This is a genomic window from Flavobacterium cerinum (assembly GCF_004028155.1).
Taxonomy (GTDB): domain Bacteria; phylum Bacteroidota; class Bacteroidia; order Flavobacteriales; family Flavobacteriaceae; genus Flavobacterium; species Flavobacterium cerinum.
Window position 1 is genome coordinate 373009 of the sequence record NZ_SBII01000002.1, and the last position, 18453, is coordinate 391461.

At 37.6% G+C, this 18453-nt stretch carries 18 protein-coding genes; 8 read left to right on the plus strand and 10 right to left on the minus strand.

All coding sequences use genetic code 11. From position 1 onward, the window contains the following. Positions 1–24: 24 nt before the first annotated feature. The 3 genes from EPI11_RS04755 to EPI11_RS04765 form a co-directional block, all read right to left on the minus strand. The gene (locus EPI11_RS04755) at positions 25–2820 is read right to left on the minus strand and encodes a YfbK domain-containing protein (protein ID WP_164879109.1); all 2796 of its coding nucleotides are present in this window, start codon (positions 2818–2820) and stop codon (positions 25–27) included. After that, positions 2804–3322 (minus strand): RNA polymerase sigma factor, encoded by a 519-nt coding sequence (locus EPI11_RS04760; protein ID WP_128388907.1) that lies wholly within the window; start codon positions 3320–3322, stop codon positions 2804–2806. The genes EPI11_RS04755 and EPI11_RS04760 overlap by 17 nt, the downstream gene beginning before the upstream one ends. Before the next feature lie 180 nt (positions 3323–3502). Beyond that, positions 3503–4351 (minus strand): DUF6929 family protein, encoded by an 849-nt coding sequence (locus EPI11_RS04765; RefSeq protein WP_128388804.1) that lies wholly within the window; start codon positions 4349–4351, stop codon positions 3503–3505. 72 nt (positions 4352–4423) lie between these two features. Between EPI11_RS04765 and EPI11_RS04770 the strand changes: the two genes are divergently transcribed. Then, positions 4424–5305: a PPK2 family polyphosphate kinase gene (locus EPI11_RS04770; protein ID WP_128388805.1), complete on the plus strand. Its 882-nt coding sequence runs from the start codon at positions 4424–4426 to the stop codon at positions 5303–5305. Between the two features lie 79 nt (positions 5306–5384). Here the strand turns inward: EPI11_RS04770 and EPI11_RS04775 are convergent, their stop codons facing one another. Both EPI11_RS04775 and EPI11_RS04780 read right to left on the minus strand, forming a co-directional pair. Beyond that, positions 5385–5714 (minus strand): hypothetical protein, encoded by a 330-nt coding sequence (locus tag EPI11_RS04775; protein ID WP_128388806.1) that lies wholly within the window; start codon positions 5712–5714, stop codon positions 5385–5387. 99 nt (positions 5715–5813) lie between these two features. Next, positions 5814–6329 (minus strand): hypothetical protein, encoded by a 516-nt coding sequence (locus EPI11_RS04780; RefSeq protein ID WP_317125630.1) that lies wholly within the window; start codon positions 6327–6329, stop codon positions 5814–5816. Positions 6330–6523: 194 nt separating this feature from the next. Between EPI11_RS04780 and EPI11_RS04785 the strand changes: the two genes are divergently transcribed. Then, a complete protein-coding gene (locus EPI11_RS04785) occupies positions 6524–7930 on the plus strand; it encodes an MATE family efflux transporter (protein WP_128388807.1) in 1407 nt (468 codons plus the stop codon). Between the two features lie 70 nt (positions 7931–8000). After that, entirely contained in the window at positions 8001–8231 is a 231-nt protein-coding gene (locus tag EPI11_RS04790; RefSeq protein ID WP_128388808.1) for a hypothetical protein, read from the plus strand. A gap of 47 nt (positions 8232–8278) precedes the next feature. Here the strand turns inward: EPI11_RS04790 and meaB are convergent, their stop codons facing one another. The 3 genes from meaB to EPI11_RS04805 all read right to left on the minus strand — a co-directional run bounded on the left by meaB (position 8279) and on the right by EPI11_RS04805 (position 10626). Further along, entirely contained in the window at positions 8279–9367 is a 1089-nt protein-coding gene (gene meaB, locus EPI11_RS04795; RefSeq protein WP_128388809.1) for a methylmalonyl Co-A mutase-associated GTPase MeaB, read from the minus strand. Positions 9368–9516: 149 nt separating this feature from the next. Then, entirely contained in the window at positions 9517–10164 is a 648-nt protein-coding gene (locus tag EPI11_RS04800; protein WP_128388810.1) for an NAD(P)-dependent oxidoreductase, read from the minus strand. Positions 10165–10218: 54 nt separating this feature from the next. Then, complete coding sequence (locus tag EPI11_RS04805) at positions 10219–10626, minus strand: Rrf2 family transcriptional regulator (RefSeq protein WP_128388811.1); 408 nt, start codon at positions 10624–10626, stop codon at positions 10219–10221. A 186-nt stretch (positions 10627–10812) separates the two neighbouring features. Between EPI11_RS04805 and EPI11_RS04810 the strand changes: the two genes are divergently transcribed. The 4 genes from EPI11_RS04810 to EPI11_RS04825 all read left to right on the plus strand — a co-directional run bounded on the left by EPI11_RS04810 (position 10813) and on the right by EPI11_RS04825 (position 13997). Continuing rightward, positions 10813–11724 carry an AEC family transporter gene (locus EPI11_RS04810; RefSeq protein ID WP_128388812.1) on the plus strand — a complete coding sequence of 304 codons (912 nt, stop codon included), beginning with the start codon at positions 10813–10815 and terminating at the stop codon, positions 11722–11724. Between the two features lie 9 nt (positions 11725–11733). Next, positions 11734–12954 carry an MFS transporter gene (locus EPI11_RS04815; protein ID WP_128388813.1) on the plus strand — a complete coding sequence of 407 codons (1221 nt, stop codon included), beginning with the start codon at positions 11734–11736 and terminating at the stop codon, positions 12952–12954. Between the two features lie 81 nt (positions 12955–13035). Then, positions 13036–13566 (plus strand): YceI family protein, encoded by a 531-nt coding sequence (locus EPI11_RS04820; protein WP_128388814.1) that lies wholly within the window; start codon positions 13036–13038, stop codon positions 13564–13566. 2 nt (positions 13567–13568) lie between these two features. Continuing rightward, positions 13569–13997, plus strand: coding sequence for a DoxX family protein (locus tag EPI11_RS04825; RefSeq protein ID WP_128388815.1), 429 nt, complete (start codon positions 13569–13571; stop codon positions 13995–13997). Positions 13998–14064: 67 nt separating this feature from the next. Here the strand turns inward: EPI11_RS04825 and EPI11_RS04830 are convergent, their stop codons facing one another. Then, positions 14065–15471 (minus strand): T9SS type A sorting domain-containing protein, encoded by a 1407-nt coding sequence (locus EPI11_RS04830; RefSeq protein WP_128388816.1) that lies wholly within the window; start codon positions 15469–15471, stop codon positions 14065–14067. A gap of 180 nt (positions 15472–15651) precedes the next feature. On the opposite strand from EPI11_RS04830, the gene EPI11_RS04835 reads away from it, so the two are divergent. Next, entirely contained in the window at positions 15652–17061 is a 1410-nt protein-coding gene (locus EPI11_RS04835) for an FAD-binding oxidoreductase (protein WP_128388817.1), read from the plus strand. A gap of 25 nt (positions 17062–17086) precedes the next feature. On the opposite strand, the gene EPI11_RS04840 is transcribed toward EPI11_RS04835, so the two are convergent. After that, on the minus strand, positions 17087–18355 hold the full coding sequence (locus EPI11_RS04840) for a cation:proton antiporter (RefSeq protein WP_128388818.1): 1269 nt from the start codon (positions 18353–18355) through the stop codon (positions 17087–17089). Positions 18356–18453: the final 98 nt, after the last annotated feature.

Genomic DNA, 18453 nt, shown 5'->3' on the forward strand with positions numbered 1-18453 from the left:
TTTGGAGTTAGTTAATTGCAAATGTTATTTTACCATTTCTACCAGCCTGATAAACTCTGCTTTGTAGCCATCAGGATCATTTTTAAGCCCCTGTTTTGCCAGTGCTTTAATGTCTTCGGTAGTTTTATTGGGCACCAGTTTAGAATCTCTTAATTTTAAGCCAAACCATGCTACTGCTGCTGAAAATTTATAATCGGCTGATGTTTTTTGCAAGGGTAAAGACGAATTGGAGATAATTTGAACCATCTCTGTACTTTTGTCTCCAGCGGGTTTTTTATATCTGAATTTTATAGTGGCCAGTTCGTCGTTATAGTTTAAAGAAGTGCTTAGTGGTTTGCTGTATTTTAATTGGGGAGCAGCGTTAAAATACTCGCTTTGTACACCTACAGGAATAATTTCATACAATGCAGTAACGGTGTGTCCGCTTCCTAATTCTCCTGCATCTATAGCATCATTTGCAAAATCTTCATCGCGGAGTTTTCGGTTCTCATAACCAATCAATCTATACGACTGCACATGCTTAGAATTAAACTCTATCTGGATCTTTACATCTTTAGCAATCGCATACATCGAACCTATGAATTCTTTATCTAAGAATCGGGTGGCTTCCTGCATATTATCGATGTAAGCATAGTTGCCATTTCCTTTATCTGCAAGTATTTCCATTTTTGAATCTTTATAATTACCCATGCCATAACCAAGACAGGTAAGGAATACACCGCTTTTACGTTTTTCTTCAATTAATGTTTCCATATCACTGTCTGAGGACTCTCCAACATTAAAGTCGCCATCGGTAGCCAGGATAATACGATTATTACCATCTTTGATAAAATTCTCTTGAGCGGTTTTATAAGCCAATTCTATTCCTTCACCTCCGGCAGTGCTTCCTCCAGCTTCAAGATCATCAAGGGCGGTAATTATTTTGTCTTTATCTGCACCACTTGTAGAAGGCAGTACCAACCCCGCTGCACCCGCATAAACTACTATTGCTATCCTATCTTTTTTACGCATTTGTCTTACTAAAAGTTTCATGGATTGTTTAAGCAGAGGAAGTTTGTTGTCATCATCCATAGATCCCGATACATCGATAAGAAAGACAAAGTTGGATGATGGCAGGTTTTTATCAGCCATAACTTTACCTTTCAATCCAATTTTTAATAGTTTGTGTTTTGGATTCCAGGGTGCGGTGCTATACTCTGTATTAATAGAGAACGGATCGTTATTGTTTGGCTCAGGATATTCGTATTTAAAAAAGTTGATCATTTCTTCTACTCGAACCGCATCTTTAGGAACTGTTTCACCATCATTAAGAAAACGCCTGATGTTAGTATAAGAAGCGTTGTCTACATCTATAGAAAAAGTAGAAAGTGGTGTTGCAGCCGAATTTTCAAACTGGTTTTCTACAAACGATTCATATTCTTCCTGATCTACTTCTACAGGTTCGTATTTAGAAAGACTCTGCTCTTTTTTTGCATTTTCTTTTTCGATCTTTTCGATTTTCTCTCTTTCCTTTTTAAGTTTTCGTAACTGACGTTTTGTAGGTGCGTTCTTTGTTTTTACGACTATAACTCCATTACTACCTCTGTTACCGTAGATGGCAGTCGCTCCGGCATCGTTCAAAACTTCTGTTTTCACAATGTCTTTAGGGTTAATTTGCTTGAAGTTTTCAGCGCTTAAAGGAACTCCATCTACAACATATAATGGTTCTGAATTATTATTTATCGTACCATATCCACGTAGTATAACAGTACTATTTGCTCCCGGCTGTCCTGATCCGGTTGTAATAGTAAGTCCCGGAACTTGACCTTGGAGTGTTTGTATAAAGTTTGTATTAGGCCTGCCTTCTATGGCTTTTGAAGTTACTGTAGTAATGGCTTCTTTAGAAATCTCGTTTTCTTCGGTTTTCTTTTTTGCAACGAAGCTGTTACTGGATTGATTGCTATCATCAAAATATTCTTTGTCATAGTTTGCATTAGCTCTGCCTTCGATTGTTTTAGAAGATATTGTTGTAATCGCTGCATTACTGGTCGCTCTTGTTGTTACTCTATAAGCTTCTACAACAACTTCCTGAAGTGCCATAGAATTATCCTGCATTTTATGTGTTAGATTATTTGTTGCATGGCTTGCAATAACTGATTGTGGCTCCATACCAATATAGGACAATACAACTTTATCACCTTCATTAGTATTTAATGAGTATTTGCCGTCAAAATCAGTTTGTACTCCATTTGATGTGCCTCGGATTTGTACATTAACACCAGGTATAGGCATACCTGTATTATCAATTACAACACCTTGAAAAACGATTTGTCCTATTTTGTCTGCTACTGGTAAAACCATTATAGCATCGGCGTTCAGTTTCGTTTCTATGTTAGCTGTTCCCTGTCTTTCTTCAGAAACTACAATAGCACTTTTTTTGAATTTTGGAGCGGGAGAAATAACTTCTTCTGTTTGCTCCACTTTGTTTCGGGGAGATGGCTCGCTTGTAACAACTTCTCGTTTAAATCCTTTTATTTCGGGGTTAAATATTTCTTTTACTTTTTGGGTGTCAATAACGGTTACATTATTTTCCGGGATTACTTTTGGTGCAACAATTGGGTTGGCTTCATTTTTGAGCATTAAAGTGCCAATACCCATAAAGAGTAGGAACAATGCTGCTATACCAGTATATTTCCACCATACGGCAATTTTTCGTTGTTTGTTGTTGTCCAGTTTTTCTTCAACACGGTTCCATACGGCTTCCATGCGGTCAAAGTCTTTGTCTTCGGCTTTGCCGGAGGCCTCTTTAAATTGTTTGTATATTTTATCTTGATTTTCCATGACTGTTTTCATTTAGGTAATAAACATTGTTTACTAATTCTTTGAGTTTACCTCGGGAGACGTTTAATTGTGATTTTGATGTTCCTTCGGATATATTCAGCATGGCGGCTATTTCTTTGTGCGAATAACCTTCAATGGCAAAGAGATTAAATACGGTCCTGCATCCTTCGGGCAGGTAAGTGAGCAGCTTTAGCAGGTCTTCTTCTTCAAGTCCGGCCGATTGGACTTCCGAAGGTTCGGCTGCACGGCTCATGTCTTCAATATAAATATTAAAGTTCACGTTCTTTTTAAGGCTCATCAGGCACTGGTTCACGGCAATGCGTCGTGCCCAGGCTTCAAATGCCTTTGTTTCTTTAAGCTGATCGAGTTTGGTAAAGATGGTAAAGAAGGCATCGGCCACAGCTTCTTCAATCTCTTCCTCTTTTTTCAGGTACCGTTTGCAGGTGTGGTACAGTTTAGGAGCCATAAGCTCATACACCTTCCTCTGGGAGTCCCGGTGCATTTTTCTGCATGCTGCTATGAGTTTTTCTTCTATCACAATTAAGTCTCTTTGTTATATAGATTAGAAAAGTGATACAAAGGTTGGGAGAGGAGTGAAAAATAGTTTAAAGTCCGAGTTTGAGAGTGAGATATATGAAGTCTGATGTTGCGTAAAACCTCAGATATCCAACTTCTATACTTTTTACTGTTTTTCAAGTGTCAGTTTAAAAATGTCCGATGCAGCAGCATCGCTATCGGTATCTTCACACAAAAGGAATTCAAGAGATTTATCCTTCGTCTTATATAGAGTAATCCCTTCAAACTTATTTTTAAGCGAAATGATCTCGGTAAACTCTACTTCCATCGTTTCGGTGTCAATTCGACCTATAAGTGTTCCTGCTACTTCTCCGTCAAGATAGGTAGAGTTCGATTTTTCGGCAGCAGCCAAAAAATAAAGCTTATCATCCACCAGCACCGCATCAGTAAAGCTGGCAGGCGCTCCGTTTATTTTAGGTAATGCTATTTCATTATATATAAATTGAAAAGCAGCTTCTTTAATATCTCCGTCCAGAGTAAAAATACCGTTCTGTCCTTTTGGGCCATTGCCACGATTAAACAAATACCAGGTGTTTCCTGCATTTACTGCGGCTTCTATATTAAAGTTATCGGGTTTAATTTCGCTAAAGTCCTGCATCGCCATATAAAGATCGGTAGCATCTATGGCAGGAAATACTTTTTTTGACTGCGAATCTATATATTGTATGGTATTGCGTTTATTGGTCGAACCCGAGCCAAACAGATAGAGCTCGTCGCCCATTGCTGTGATTGATTCATAATCGGCTTTTTCTTTTTTTGGTACATTTTCAAGCGGGCCGTTATATCCGTGAGGTGCAATAGGTGTTTTTTCAAGTTGTTTGTTGGCAAGATTGTATTCATAAAGCATATAACTGTTATCTGAAACCAGGAAAAGAGATGTGCCATCCAGCAATAAACCCGATGCCGAACCTATGCCTATAATGTGGAATAACAATTCCAACTGAAACTTTTGCATAATATTATGTTTTTGTAAAAAACGAAGCTTTGTTTTAATCCTTACATTTATATAAAGATAAATCAATTATCGATGAAAGCAATAAACACGGAGGATTTTAAGGTAAACGGAAAGTTTAATATTAAAGGCGCAGCTACAACTTTAGATGTTGAAACATCGGATAAAAAAATAGCCGACTCGCTGGAAGATGTAAGTACAAAACTAGGTAAGCTCCAGGATAAAATGTATGCAAATAACCGCTATAGCGTGTTGGTATGTTTGCAGGGAATGGATACTGCCGGTAAAGACAGCCTGATACGTGAAGTTTTCAAAAACTTTAATGCCCGGGGAGTAAATGTGTATAGTTTTAAAAAGCCGTCGTCTGCAGAGTTGGAGCACGATTATTTGTGGCGTCATTATATTGCTTTGCCTGAGAAAGGAAAGTTTGCTGTGTTTAACCGTTCGCATTATGAGAACGTACTTGTTACACGAGTACATCCAGAGTTGATTTTGAACGAGAACCTTCCGGGTATAAACACCGTTGATGATATTCCTAAAGATATGTGGAAGCATCGTTATGAGCAGATCAATAATTTTGAGAAGCACATTAATGCAAATGGTATGATAATTTTTAAATTCTTTCTTCACCTTGGGAAAGATGAACAGAAGAAAAGACTACTTAGAAGGCTTGATAAGCAAAGCCATAACTGGAAATTCTCTCCGGGCGATCTTGAAGAAAGAGACCTTTGGGATAAATACCAGGAATATTATGAAGATGCAATAAACCATACTTCAAAAGAGCATGCACCCTGGTATGTGATACCTGCCGATAAAAAAGAAATAGCCCGTTACCTTGTGGCGAAAACCATACTCGATGCCCTTAAGCAATATGAGGACATTAAAGAACCGGAGGTTAATGAAGATATAATGAAAAACATTTCATTATATAAAGACAAGCTTTTGAATGAGGAATAGGAGCGAAGCTCGAAGTAAGATGTAAGGATGTCGGAAGTTTGATAAAAACCAGACTTTGGATATCCTTACTTTCATTACTTCAATCATCCAGCAAATCCCTTAATTCTTCCTGTGAAAGACAGATGCCTATGTGCTCTACTTTTTCATTTTCATCTTCGGCACCATCAATAAAATAAATAGGAGTCTGCGATGTTATCTTGCGTTTACGAATACTGTCTGCAGTCATTCGGCCATGCGAAGGTTTCTCGGCATAGTTTATTACAATAGCGTCCGGTTTAAGCACTGCTGTTTTTATATAGGCTTCATTACCATCTTTTAACTCTATGCCTATAACGTCTGCGGCTTTTTTACAGTAGTCAATAAGCGGTGTAGTCTGCTCTTTAGTCCAGTCAATAATAAATAATTTCATGAGGTAATGTATTGGCGGTTACAAAAGTAAAAAACCTGCAGTTATATTTCTGCAGGTTTCTACAAAGATTGGTTTTACACTTTGGTTGTATGTAAATTGTTATAATTTAAAACCATAAGCCAGTCGCAATGCGACTTGGTCGGCTTTAAAATCGGTCATTCCTTCATACCTCACACTAATGTCGATATACTTGGTTGCATAACCAATACCAGGTGCCCAAAGAAATGCAGTCTTGTCATAATCATTCGTTACAGAGAAACCAGCACCCAGTTCACCCAGTACATAAAATTCGTCATCCCAAACAAATGCTTTAAAGCCTCCCTTAACAGGAATAAATCCTAGGTCAGGAATATCATTGTCTCCAAAAAGATGGGTATAACCCGTAGTAAGAGTTATCGATGTTCTTTTAGAAAAGTCATATTGTAGTCTTGCATCTGCTCCTAAAGACCAGTTAAAATAATCTCCTGTTACAGCACCGGCATTAAGACCAAAGCCAAGGCGAAATCCCTGATTGTAGTTTTCAGGCGAAGATGCTCCCTGTTGCGCAAAGCCAGCTGTACCAAACGTTACCATCGCTGCGATCAGTAAACCTCTTATTCCTGTTCTCATTTTCATAATCACTTTTGTGTGTTAGTTATGTGGTAAAATTACCGTAATGGGGTTATCAAAAAATTCAACGTTTTGTTAATTAGTTATAAATAAATCATAAAATTAGGAGGCTGTATTTTAATATTATGATTGTGAGAATTTTAAGGCTCACGAAATTTTCATTCTTAAACCTTCTGACTACCTTTGCAAAAATTTTTGAAGTGAATTTATCTGTATATACTAAAGAATTCGGTGCAAACCTAAGGCTGGCTTATCCTGTTATATTGGGAATGATAGGGCACAACCTGATGGGTTTGGTAGATAATATAATGGTGGGTAGAATTGGTGCTACAGAGTTGGCAGCTGTGTCGTTAGGTAATAGTTTTGTGTTTATTGCCATAGCGATTGGGATAGGGTTTTCTACAGCAATAACACCTATGGTTGCACAAAGCAATGCCGCTAAAGACGAAGTAAATGTTAGAGCAACTTTTCATCACGGATTGCTATTATGTACTGTTTTGGGATTATGCCTTTTTGGTGTTGTTTCGTTTGCGAAACCGCTAATGGGATTAATGCATCAGCCTAAAGAGGTTATCGATCTGGCTTCTCCTTATATTGACCTGGTTGCATTTTCTTTGGTTCCTATGGTTATTTTCCAGGGATATAAGCAATTTGCCGATGGTATGTCGTTAACTAAATATGCCATGCATGCGGTTATCGTCTCAAACATTGTGCATATTGGCTTTAACTATGCATTAATAAACGGTATCTGGATATTTCCTAAAATGGGAATTATCGGTGCGGCTATCGGAACTATTCTTTCACGTATATTAATGGTGGTGCATATTCATATTTCATTATCACGAAATGCGCAGGTAAAAAAATATTTCAGCAATTTTAGTTTTAGTGAGATAAAAAGTTCGGTGCTTAAAAAAATATTAGCATTAGGTTTACCGTCATCTATGCAGATGCTGTTTGAAGTAGCTTTATTTGATGCTGCAATTTGGCTGTCAGGATCTATTAATGAAACCAGTCAGGCTGCTAACCAAATTGCGCTTAGCCTTGCATCTTTGACCTTTATGTTTGCGATGGGACTTAGTGTTACCGCAATGGTAAGAGTAGGAAACCAAAAAGGACTACGTGATTACAGACAACTAAGAATTGTTGCACGCTCTATATTTTTACTAGCTATTGCTATAGAAATTGTATTTGCTTTAGTGTTTGTAGTGTTTAATAATATACTGCCGCATCTTTTCCTTAATATGGGTGATACAGCTCAATTGGCGAGTAATGTTGAGGTTATAAAAATTGCGTCTATGCTGCTTATAGTTGCAGCTGTATTCCAGCTTGTAGACGGTATACAGGTTGTGGTACTTGGTTCATTGCGCGGATTACAGGATGTTAAGATTCCTACAGTAATCACTTTTATAGCATATTGGGTCATTGGTTTCCCAATATCATTTTATCTTGGTTTGCATACCGAACTTAAAGCGGTGGGAATTTGGATAGGATTGCTTGCCGGGCTTACAGCTGCTGCAATATTTTTGTATATTCGCTTTAATTATCTAACGAATAAACTGATTAAAAATCAGGATGAGGAAGATCGATTAGCCTTGGCCAATGCCTGATGGTTTTATTATTGAAACCTTATTCAGACAGTATTTTTGACTTTAATTTTTAGACTTTATAACAAACATTATGGAATTACCAAAATTTGTATTAGCTGATAACACTGAGTTTCCTGATGATATTTTTATCATTCACCTGGATTACCCACGCTTTATCATTAATCTTAAAGATGATGAGGTAGAATTTATGGAAGAACCGGAAGATCTTGACGAGAACGAACTTAACGCCGAAATGGAAGGTTTGATTGTTCTTGCTAATGAATTTTACGATAGGGAAGTAGCGTATTATGAGAAGGAGTAATAGTGTTCAGTAGCGTTCAGTACACAGTCTTTTGATTGTGTTGCTTTCTATTTACTAAAATACTTTTCCAATAAAATACTGGCGGCTGTAAAAGGTGATATTTCACTATTTTGCACCGCTTTTTTATTTTGTTCTAATAGGTCGGCGATATCTTTTCTCGAATAAAAATTGCTTTTAAGCTGTTCGTTAATGGTTTCTGTAAGCCAGTAACTGTTTTGTTCGCTTCGGTGGAAGTTAAAATAATTGTTTGCTTTCGTAAGGTCAAAGTAGTCGTTAATGGTTTTCCAAACTTCCGGGATGCCATCATGGGTAACGGCGCTACAGGTAGTAACTGTAGGCTGCCATCCGGAATTTTTAGCTGGGAATAAATGCAATGCCCTGTTAAACTCAGTTTTTGCAAGGCGGGCGCGTTTAATGTTATCGCCATCGGCTTTATTGATAACAATTAGATCTGCCATTTCCATGATACCACGTTTAATACCCTGTAGTTCATCACCTGCTCCCGAAATTTTCAGGAGTAAAAAGAAATCGACCATACTGTGCACGGCGGTTTCGCTTTGGCCTACGCCAACAGTTTCTATAACAATGGTATCAAAGCCACAGGCTTCACAAAGAATGATGGCCTCACGGGTTTTACGGGCTACACCACCTAATGTATCACCTGACGCTGACGGACGTATATAAGCATTCTCGTCTTTAACCAGTTCTTCCATACGGGTTTTATCACCTAATATACTGCCGTGCGAAAGCGAACTGCTTGGGTCTACTGCCAGTACAGCTACTTTTCTGCCTAAAGAAGTAAGATGCTTTCCAAAAGCTTCAATAAAAGTACTTTTCCCAACTCCCGGGACACCTGTAATACCTATACGCAATGATTTGTCTGCGTATGGCAGGCATTGGTTAATCACATCATTCGCCTTTTCTAGGTGGGCAGGATTGGTGCTTTCAACCAAAGTAATGGCACGGCTCAACGCAGTTTTGTCACCTTTCAGGATACCGTTTACCAGCTCCTGAGCAGTAGGCTGTATTTTTCTGAGCTTTGTAACGTGCTCAATAGCATCAAGGCTGACAGATTCGGGTTGTGCAATGCCTTCTTTTTCGTGAAGGGCTGTTTTATGGGCTTTAGGCTTATCCACAGTAATAAATTAGAAAAGTAAAATTACGTTTTTTAGATAATAATTCCGACACAAATTACACGAATTGCCACAAATAAAAAAGGAATACCGTTATTGATATTCCTTTTTTCAAGCTGTGTTTTAAGGTTGGTTATCAAACCTGCTGCAGATTAATAAGCTGCAGTAAAGCGTTGTTGATGATGTTTAGGGTTTTCTACTTCATCTGCAATAACAAAAGCAAGATCTTCTACAGATAGTATACTGCGTTGACCATTATCGAAAACAGGATTTTCGAGTCCTAAACGGTATTTACCTGTGCGTCCTGTAGTGATACCCGGATGCATTTCGAAAGCAGGGCTGAAGAATACCCAATCCAGGTCTTTTTCTTCCTTAATGATATTTAGGTAATCTCTGGCAGCCGATGCGCCTGGGTAATATTCTTTTGGGAAATCGGGTCCGTCTACAGCTTGTACACCCGGCGCTACAAAAAGGCTTCCGGCACCGCCTATGGTAATTAAACGTTTTACGCCAGACTCTTTTACTGCCAGCTGGATTGATCTTGATCCGGCAATAAAATCATCATAGATATTTGGGTTGGTCCATCCGGGATTGTAGGAACTCACAACGGTATCATGTCCTTTTAGTATATCTGCAAGAGCAGCAGCATCAAAAATATCAGCTTTTACCGGTTTAACATTACCTTCTGCATCAGTAGTTGGGTTTCTTGCTATTGCAGTTACTTCGTGACCACGATGTGCAAATTCTTTTACCAGGTTTGAGCCTACAAATCCTGTGGCTCCAATAATTGCTATTTTCATAAATTAAATAATTTTATATGTAATTAAAAATGTTACAGTTTATGTGAAAAAAATTTAAAACTCTTTTGTAAAATCGTCAAGCGATATAAGGCTTAACTGTGCGCTTATGGTTTGGTTAATATCTGTATATAGGCTGTCAAGGTTTTGGTTAATTTTTTTACCTACAGGACAGGCCGGATTAGGATCATTTTTAGAATACCCTAATGAAACCGAGTCAAATGTCATGCTGAAAATATCCTTTAAGGTAATATCTTTTGATGGTTTGGCAAGGCGTGTACCACCATATTTTCCTTCACGGCTTTCTACCATATTATGTTTCTTCAGGTTTGCAATTTCTTTGCGCACCAATACCGCATTAATATTCATACTGCCTGCCAAAAACTCTGACGACAGGTATTCCTCCGGAAATTTAGACAGGAGGGTAAGAATGTGTAACGTTATGGCAAACTTGCCTGAAATCATACTGTAATAAAATCTATTACAAATGTAAAAAACATTTTAACATCCTGCAACTATTTTATTTAGGTTATTTATTGCGATATGTAAAGGTTTAAAAATTAACCTTATTTTATTGGGCATTGTGGTATACAAGCAGTAAATTTGCCGACTCGAAAAGGATATAACTTTTCTTAATGATTGGCTTTTTTAATGGATAGTATCATCCTTATTTTTGTTTGTATGCTCGCGGGTGTCGCGATGCAGCGGGTAAAAACTTTTCCTGCCAACACCCATGTGTCTCTTAACCATTTTGTAATTTACATTTCACTGCCTGCTCTGGCATTGTTTTATATCCCTAAAATAGAAATTAGTTTGGCACTGCTTTATCCATTGGGTATAGCGTGGGGTACTTTTCTATTGGCCTGGATCTTCTTTGCCGTTTTAGGTAAACGGTTAGGGTGGTCTAAAAAGTTAACAGGCTGCCTAATTCTCACAACCGGATTAGGGAATACTGCTTTCGTAGGCTTTCCTGTTATAGAGGCACTATATGGTAAAGCAGGGTTAGAAACAGCAATTATCGTTGATCAGCCAGGTACTTTTGTAGTTTTGGCAACGCTGGGTATCATAGTGGCTGCGGCTTATTCAGAAGGATCACCAAGCACGTTACAGATAGCTCGAAAAATAGTATTGTTCCCACCTTTCGTTGGTTTCTTTATCGGGATGCTGATGAACTTGTTTCACTATGATTTTGTAGATGTTATTCAGCCTGTTTTTCAACGATTAGGTAGCACAGTAACACCTGTGGCACTGGTAGCAGTGGGGCTGCAGTTAAAAATACAAAGAAGAAGTAAACACTGGGGACTGCTCGCATTAGGTTTATTCTTTAAACTAATGATTGTACCCGCGGTGTTCTACTTATTTTATAAAATAGTATTAGGTGGAGAGGGATTAATGATAGACGTTTCTATTATGGAAGCGGCAATGGCACCCATGATTACGGCTGCTATATTGGCTTCTTCACACGGGTTAAAACCCCGGCTTGCCGGAATGATGATAGGGGTAGGGATACCGTTATCGTTTGTTACGCTGGCTTTTTGGTATTGGATATTGATTACTTTTTAAATATTTATTATGAAAAACATAGATACAGTTATACTGGATGAAGGTCACAAAGAACTGGCCCAAAAAACGATCTATTCGGTATTGTTCTCCATCGCTGCGGCACACATGCTAAACGATTTACTGCAGGCTGTAATACCGGCAGCTTATCCTATTCTTAAAGAAAAATACGATCTTAATTTTACCCAGATTGGGCTTATAACTTTTTCGTACCAAATGGCAGCTTCCATCTTACAGCCGTTTGTAGGTTTCTATACCGATAAAAAACCAAAACCGTATTCACAGATCTTCGGGATGTTGTTTACCTTATCGGGAATAGTTCTATTGGCTTATGCTACAGCTTTCCCAATTATCCTGGTATCGGTTGTACTGGTAGGTATCGGTTCATCGATCTTCCATCCGGAAGCATCGAGGGTTTCCTATCTGGCATCGGGAGGTAAACGAGGATTGGCACAATCCATCTTCCAGATTGGTGGTAATCTGGGTACAGCATTGGGTCCGCTTTTAGTAGCCTGGATCGTTGTACCGCATGGACAGGAATATATTGTGTGGTTTAGTGCTATAGCTATAATGGGTATTATGGTATTATCGCGCATAGCAAAATGGTATCAGGAACACCTGAAGGTAACGGCAAAGAAAAAAATTGCTTTGGTCGATCTTCCAAATCTTACACCAAGACAAATCACCATGTCGGTTATAATCCTCTTAGTGCTTATTTTCTCTAAGTATTTCTATGTGGCCGGAATTTCAAGCTATTTTACTTTTTATCTGATAGAAAAATTTAGTGTTTCGGTTCAGGATGCACAATTTTACCTTTTCTTATTCTTATTATCGTTAGCTATTGGTACATTACTTGGCGGGCCATTAGGTGATAAATTCGGGCGTAAATATGTTATTTGGTTTTCGGTTCTTGGAGCGGCTCCATTTACATTACTAATGCCTTATGCAAACCTGTTTTGGACCAGTGTACTTTCAGTAGTTATTGGTATTATCATATCATCGGCATTTCCTGCCATATTGGTATATGCACAGGAGCTGCTGCCAAAAAAACTCGGAATGATATCAGGACTGTTCTATGGCTTTGCTTTTGGTATGGGCGGATTGGGTTCTGCAATACTGGGTTATATGGCCGATCAGACAAGTATAGAGTATGTATACCATTTTTGCGCTTACCTGCCTTTAATAGGTATAATAGCATGGTTCCTGCCTAATTTGAAGAAGAAAACCGCATAGGGACTAGATGTTCACATAATTTTAACCCTTGAATTGTAGTAAATTACATAACTTTATAAGATTAACTAAAATCTTATAATAATGGCTACAAAAAAATGGGTTATCGACCCGGCACACTCAGAAATACAGTTTAAAGTAAAGCACTTAGTTATATCTACCGTTTCAGGTTCTTTTGATGAATTTACAGGAGAAGCAACAACATCTGAAGATAGTTTTGAAGGTGGGGAAATAGCTGTACATATAAAGGCGGCAAGTATTAATACCAATAATGCCCAGCGTGACGGTCACCTTAGAAGTGCTGATTTTTTTGATGCCGATAATCATAATGAAATTACGATCAAGACTACAGCTATTAAACAGGTATCAGCTGATGATTATACAATAACTGCCGACTTTACAATGAGAGGTGTAACCAAACAGGTAGATTTTAAAGCCGAGTATGGTGGTAAAGCTACAGATGGTTATGGGAATACTAAAATAGGACTTGAGGTAACCGGAAAAATAAACAGGAAAGACTTTGGACTTAACTGGAACGCTGTTGTAGAAGGTGGCGGACTGACAGTTAGTGAAGAAGTTAAACTAATTGCTCACCTCCAATTTATACAACAGTAATCATGTGGATATTTGATACCTCAAGAGACAAGAAGCTCTATCATACTGCATTGTTATTAATGCGTATCGTGGTTGGTATATTTATGTTTACCCATGGTCTTAAAAAATATATGATGTTGTTTTCAGGAGAGCTAATACAGTTTCCGGATCCTCTGGGTGTAGGGTCTACGACTTCTTTAGTATTAACTGTTTTTGCCGAAGTAGTCTGTTCTGCACTTATATTTATTGGACTGGGTACACGACTGGTAGTATTGCCGTTAATCTTTACCATGTTCGTTATTGTGTTTGTAGTACATGGAGCAGATGGTTTTGGTAATCAGGAACTGCCGGCAGTTTACCTGCTAATCTATTTAGTGTTGTTGGTAACGGGCAGCGGAAAATATTCGATAGACCATCTTATATCACGTAAAAGGAGTAAAGTAACTTATTAAATAAAAAGCCCCACAGTGTAGGGCTTTTTATTTAGAGTAAAAATGAGATTTAAAACGTATAGATTATTTACTGCTTTAAAATTTTGGTTGTTATGGTTTGTTCTTTACAAACTATTTTTAAAATATATAGCCCATTTTGGGAAATCCCTGCAAGATCTATTTTAACCGAATTGTTATTGTTTGTAAATGTCGGGCGACTTATTATTCTTCCATTTAAATCTGATATTTCTATTGAAGAAGGCTCAGCAGCCAAATTAACATTTAAATGATCTGTAAAAGGGTTTGGATATACAGATGGTTGAATCGTTTCATGTTTTTCTGTGTTTAATGCTAATACAGTATCACAATTTTCCCCGGTATAAATAACTGCATTTCCGCTAGAATTATAATTTGCATAGCCAAGATTCCAGAGTTCAGACTGATCGATACAAATGCTCGTTAATACAGGTAAATTATCAAAAATAAAAGCAGTATAAAGCATATCAGGATCGCTGGTAGAAGAAACGCCGTTCTTTACGTTAATAGATGTAAGATTTGAATTGTTATTACATATTAATTGATCGACAATTGTGTGGCTGCAATCAATTGTACTAATTTGAGTGTTAGAAATTTGTAATGTTCTGAGTAGAGAATTATTGTTTACATCAATTTCAGTTAGCGGATTATAATTGAGGTCAAGAGATGACAATTTACTAAGCGGACTAAGATCTACTGTCGATAAGGAGTTCGAATCAAGATTCAGATAGGTTAAATTATTTAACCCTTCCAGATTTACTGTATTTAGTGAATTTCCTGCTACAACGATTTCACGTAAACTGCTTAAATTTGCTATTACAAGCTGCGAAATTTCATTATTAGAACAGGATAAAACTTCAAGATTGGTTAATGCCGTTATATTAAGGGTAGTAAGCTGGTTTTCAGAAATGTTTAAATTCTTGAGTGCTGGTATGTTTTCAAAATTGACAGAATTTAAACTATTACCCTGGCAAAAAAGAGTTTCTAAAGCTGTAAGCCCGGAAGTATTAAGGGTTGAAATATTATTAGCACTGCATGAAAGTTCTTTTAATTGGTTAAGACCAGATACATTAATGTTTGTAATTTGATTACGGCTACAATTAATAGTCATAAGCAAAGAAAGCATAGAGACATCTAATGTACTTATTTCATTTCCAGAACATTTAAGGGTTTTAAGATTTGTAAAATATTGAAGACCTTCTAAAGAGCTTATTTTATTAGGATTTGATGTAATGGTATGTATATCCAAACCTGTAACTAAAGCAGCTTCACTTAATTGGATTTCACCATCATTGTTTATATCTGCCTTATTGGAATAACCTGTTCCTGTCGTATCAAATGCTGTATTGCCAGATGTAAGCAGGCGTGCTTTGAAATTTGCATCGGGTATATTTATGGTTTGCGAAAAACCTATAAATTGAAAACTGCATAAAACAAGTAAGGAGTATAATTTTTTCATGGCTTTTTTTTAATAAAAATACTGTTTTTTTAGATTGCATAAACTTTTTCTTATAAAATTACCGCACGCGTTATTTTGCGTTTTTAAGCTATCTAATATTAAAAACATTAATTGATAAAACTTCAAATTCGGGTAAAAAAATTACCTTTGAAGCTATGTGTTTAATGACTGATTATACTTATGGAAACTACACTGACACCTCATCTATTAAATGAACTTGCGGCTATAGTAGGCTTAAATTATATTTTTACTGATGAACCCACCCGAAAAGATTATGGTCATGACGAAACAGAAGATTATAATTTTCCGCCATCGGTAGTGCTAAAGCCGGGAACTACGCAGGAAGTGTCTGATATACTAAAGTTTGCCAATGCTAATAAAATCCCCGTAGTTGCTATTGGAGGGCAGACTGGTCTTAGCGGGGGTGCTTTAAGCATCTATGGTGGGATAGGCCTTTCTATGGAGCGTTTTAATAAAATCGAGATCGATGAAAAAAACCTGCAGGGTATCGTAGAGCCTGCGGTAATAACTCAGATATTTAGGGAGGCTGCTGCTGCGAAAGGATTGTTCTATCCACCCGACCCAAGCAGTCAGGGCAGCTGTACGATTGGTGGCAATGTTGCCGAAAATGCCGGTGGTGCACGTGCACTTAAATATGGAGTGACAAAAGATTATGTGCTTAATCTGGAAGTAGTTTTGGCTAATGGCGAAATTATCTGGACAGGAGCAAATACACTTAAGAATTCAACTGGATATAATCTTACCCAGCTTATGGTGGGCAGTGAGGGTACGCTTGGAGTGATTACAAAGATCGTTATGAAGCTGCTACCTGCAAATTCTCATAATATATTAATGCTTGTTCCTTTTTTTAAGGCAGGTGAAGCTTGTGAGGCTGTTGCACAAATTTTTAGGGCAGGTATTGTTCCCAGTGCACTCGAGTTCATGGAGCGTGATGCAATAGACTGGACACTGCGTTTTGTAGACGGAGTAAGCCTGGATATCAAAGAAGCTGTAGAAGCTCATTTGCTAATAGAAGTAGACGGTAATTACCCGGATATGCTTTTTGCTGAAGCAGAAAAAATTATGGGTGTATTGGAACAATTTGAAATTGACGAAATTCTTTTTGCTGATACCGAAGACCAGAAGAATGCCTTGTGGAAAATGCGTAGGGCAGTAGGTGAGGCGGTAAAATCGAATTCGGTTTATAAGGAAGAAGATACTGTTGTACCAAGATATGAGTTACCTGTATTACTTGCAGGTATTAAAGCTGCCGGAAAAAAATATGGGTTTCATTCGGTTTGTTATGGGCATGCGGGAGATGGTAACCTGCATGTAAATATCATTAAAGGAGATATGACCGATGAAAATTGGAATACAGAAGTACCTAAAGGTATTCGTGAGATCTTTGAACTCACTGTTTCTCTTAAAGGGACTTTATCAGGTGAGCATGGTATAGGCTATGTGCAAAAAAACTATATGGATATTGCTTTTAATGAGACACAGCTGCAATTGATGAAAAGCATTAAGAATGTTTTTGATCCCAACAATATTCTTAATCCCGGAAAAATACTTCCTGATAACCTTGTTTAAGATTATCAGGAAATGCTATATAAAACTAAGCTGCTTTTTGCAGCTGTTTTTTTTCTGCTTTGGGTAAAACCCTTGCCGCAAGCCTGCTTATTGTAAGTCCCTGGACTACTATAGAGAATACTACCACAAAATACGTAATAGCAATGATAATGTCTCTGTAGGGTCCATCATTTATGGATAAGGCCAGCGCAATAGACACACCTCCTCTAAGACCTCCCCAAACTAACATTTTGATGGTGCCTTTGCTGAATTTTTCGCGGAAGCGTATAAATTTTGTTGGCAGCCATATTGATATGAATCGGGAGAACAATACTAATACCACACACGATAATCCAGGCAGCCAGTAGTTGTTAATGTCTTTTACCAAAAGAAGGTTGAAACCTATAAAAAGAAAAAGTATTGCATTTAGTATTTCGTCATTTAGTTCCCAAAATTTATCAAGGTAGTCTTTAGTAACAGGTGACATCGCCCAGTTCTTTTTAAAGTTACCAATAATCAATCCGGCAAATACCATGGTAAGTGGTCCCGAAATGTGAAGTTGCGAGGCTATTAAGTAACCGCCCATAACTACTGATAATGTTATAAGTACCGAAACTTTGTAGTCATCAATTTTTTTCATGGCTTTAGAAGCACCCACACCAAGCACTACACCCAGTATAAAGCCTCCTCCAGCTTCTTTTATTAATAGCCATGCTATGTGGCCTATAGTCACATCTACAGCGCTGCCCTGGGCTAATTGCAGTATAACGGCAAAAACCACAACGGCAACACCATCATTAAATAATGATTCTCCTGCAATTTTGGTTTCTAATGATTTCTTAACCTTTGCACTTTTAAGAATACTAAGTACCGCAACAGGATCTGTAGGGGAGATTAAGGCGCCAAATAGTAAACAGTAGATATAAGGTAGGTATAAGCCTAACAAAGGAAGTAGATAGTATAATAGTGAACCTACCACAAATGTGGAGATAATAACACTTACGGTAGAGAATACTACAATAGGGGTGCGTTGTTCACGAAGGTCTTTTAAATTAATGTGTACAGCACCTGCAAAGAGCAGGAAGTTTAGCATAGCTCCCATTAGGAGCTCAGTAAAATCAAAGCCTTTAACGAGGCTGGAAACCTGGTTAAGTGCACTAGGAAAAGCGCTGCCAAAAATTACCAATAAAATAGATACTGCCATTGCAATGACCATTACTCCTATAGTTGACGGGAGCTTTAAAAAACGTACATTGAAATAGGCAAAGAATGAGGCGATAACAATTAGAACTGAAAGGGAATAGTATAATTCCATAGGCTTGTAAAAGATAGTAGATGGATTAAAAAAATACGATTTTTACAAAAATAGCGAAATAGCCTCTTTTAACCTAATTGATTTGAGGTTTAAATGAA

What these genes read in the sequence shown, in the direction of transcription:
- EPI11_RS04805 (WP_128388811.1), bottom strand. Translation starts at nt 10,626, where the DNA reads ATGATTTCAGGCAAGTTTGCCATAACGTTACACATTCTTACCCTCCTG.
- EPI11_RS04760 (WP_128388907.1), bottom strand. Translation starts at nt 3,322, where the DNA reads ATGCACCGGGACTCCCAGAGGAAGGTGTATGAGCTTATGGCTCCTAAA.
- EPI11_RS04840 (WP_128388818.1), bottom strand. Translation starts at nt 18,355, where the DNA reads ATGGAATTATACTATTCCCTTTCAGTTCTAATTGTTATCGCCTCATTC.
- EPI11_RS04810 (WP_128388812.1), top strand. Translation starts at nt 10,813, where the DNA reads ATGGATAGTATCATCCTTATTTTTGTTTGTATGCTCGCGGGTGTCGCG.
- EPI11_RS04790 (WP_128388808.1), top strand. Translation starts at nt 8,001, where the DNA reads ATGGAATTACCAAAATTTGTATTAGCTGATAACACTGAGTTTCCTGAT.
- EPI11_RS04770 (WP_128388805.1), top strand. Translation starts at nt 4,424, where the DNA reads ATGAAAGCAATAAACACGGAGGATTTTAAGGTAAACGGAAAGTTTAAT.
- EPI11_RS04780 (WP_317125630.1), bottom strand. Translation starts at nt 6,329, where the DNA reads ATGAAAATGAGAACAGGAATAAGAGGTTTACTGATCGCAGCGATGGTA.
- EPI11_RS04835 (WP_128388817.1), top strand. Translation starts at nt 15,652, where the DNA reads ATGGAAACTACACTGACACCTCATCTATTAAATGAACTTGCGGCTATA.
- EPI11_RS04820 (WP_128388814.1), top strand. Translation starts at nt 13,036, where the DNA reads ATGGCTACAAAAAAATGGGTTATCGACCCGGCACACTCAGAAATACAG.
- EPI11_RS04765 (WP_128388804.1), bottom strand. Translation starts at nt 4,351, where the DNA reads ATGCAAAAGTTTCAGTTGGAATTGTTATTCCACATTATAGGCATAGGT.
- EPI11_RS04775 (WP_128388806.1), bottom strand. Translation starts at nt 5,714, where the DNA reads ATGAAATTATTTATTATTGACTGGACTAAAGAGCAGACTACACCGCTT.
- EPI11_RS04825 (WP_128388815.1), top strand. Translation starts at nt 13,569, where the DNA reads ATGTGGATATTTGATACCTCAAGAGACAAGAAGCTCTATCATACTGCA.
- EPI11_RS04830 (WP_128388816.1), bottom strand. Translation starts at nt 15,471, where the DNA reads ATGAAAAAATTATACTCCTTACTTGTTTTATGCAGTTTTCAATTTATA.
- EPI11_RS04755 (WP_164879109.1), bottom strand. Translation starts at nt 2,820, where the DNA reads ATGGAAAATCAAGATAAAATATACAAACAATTTAAAGAGGCCTCCGGC.
- EPI11_RS04800 (WP_128388810.1), bottom strand. Translation starts at nt 10,164, where the DNA reads ATGAAAATAGCAATTATTGGAGCCACAGGATTTGTAGGCTCAAACCTG.
- EPI11_RS04815 (WP_128388813.1), top strand. Translation starts at nt 11,734, where the DNA reads ATGAAAAACATAGATACAGTTATACTGGATGAAGGTCACAAAGAACTG.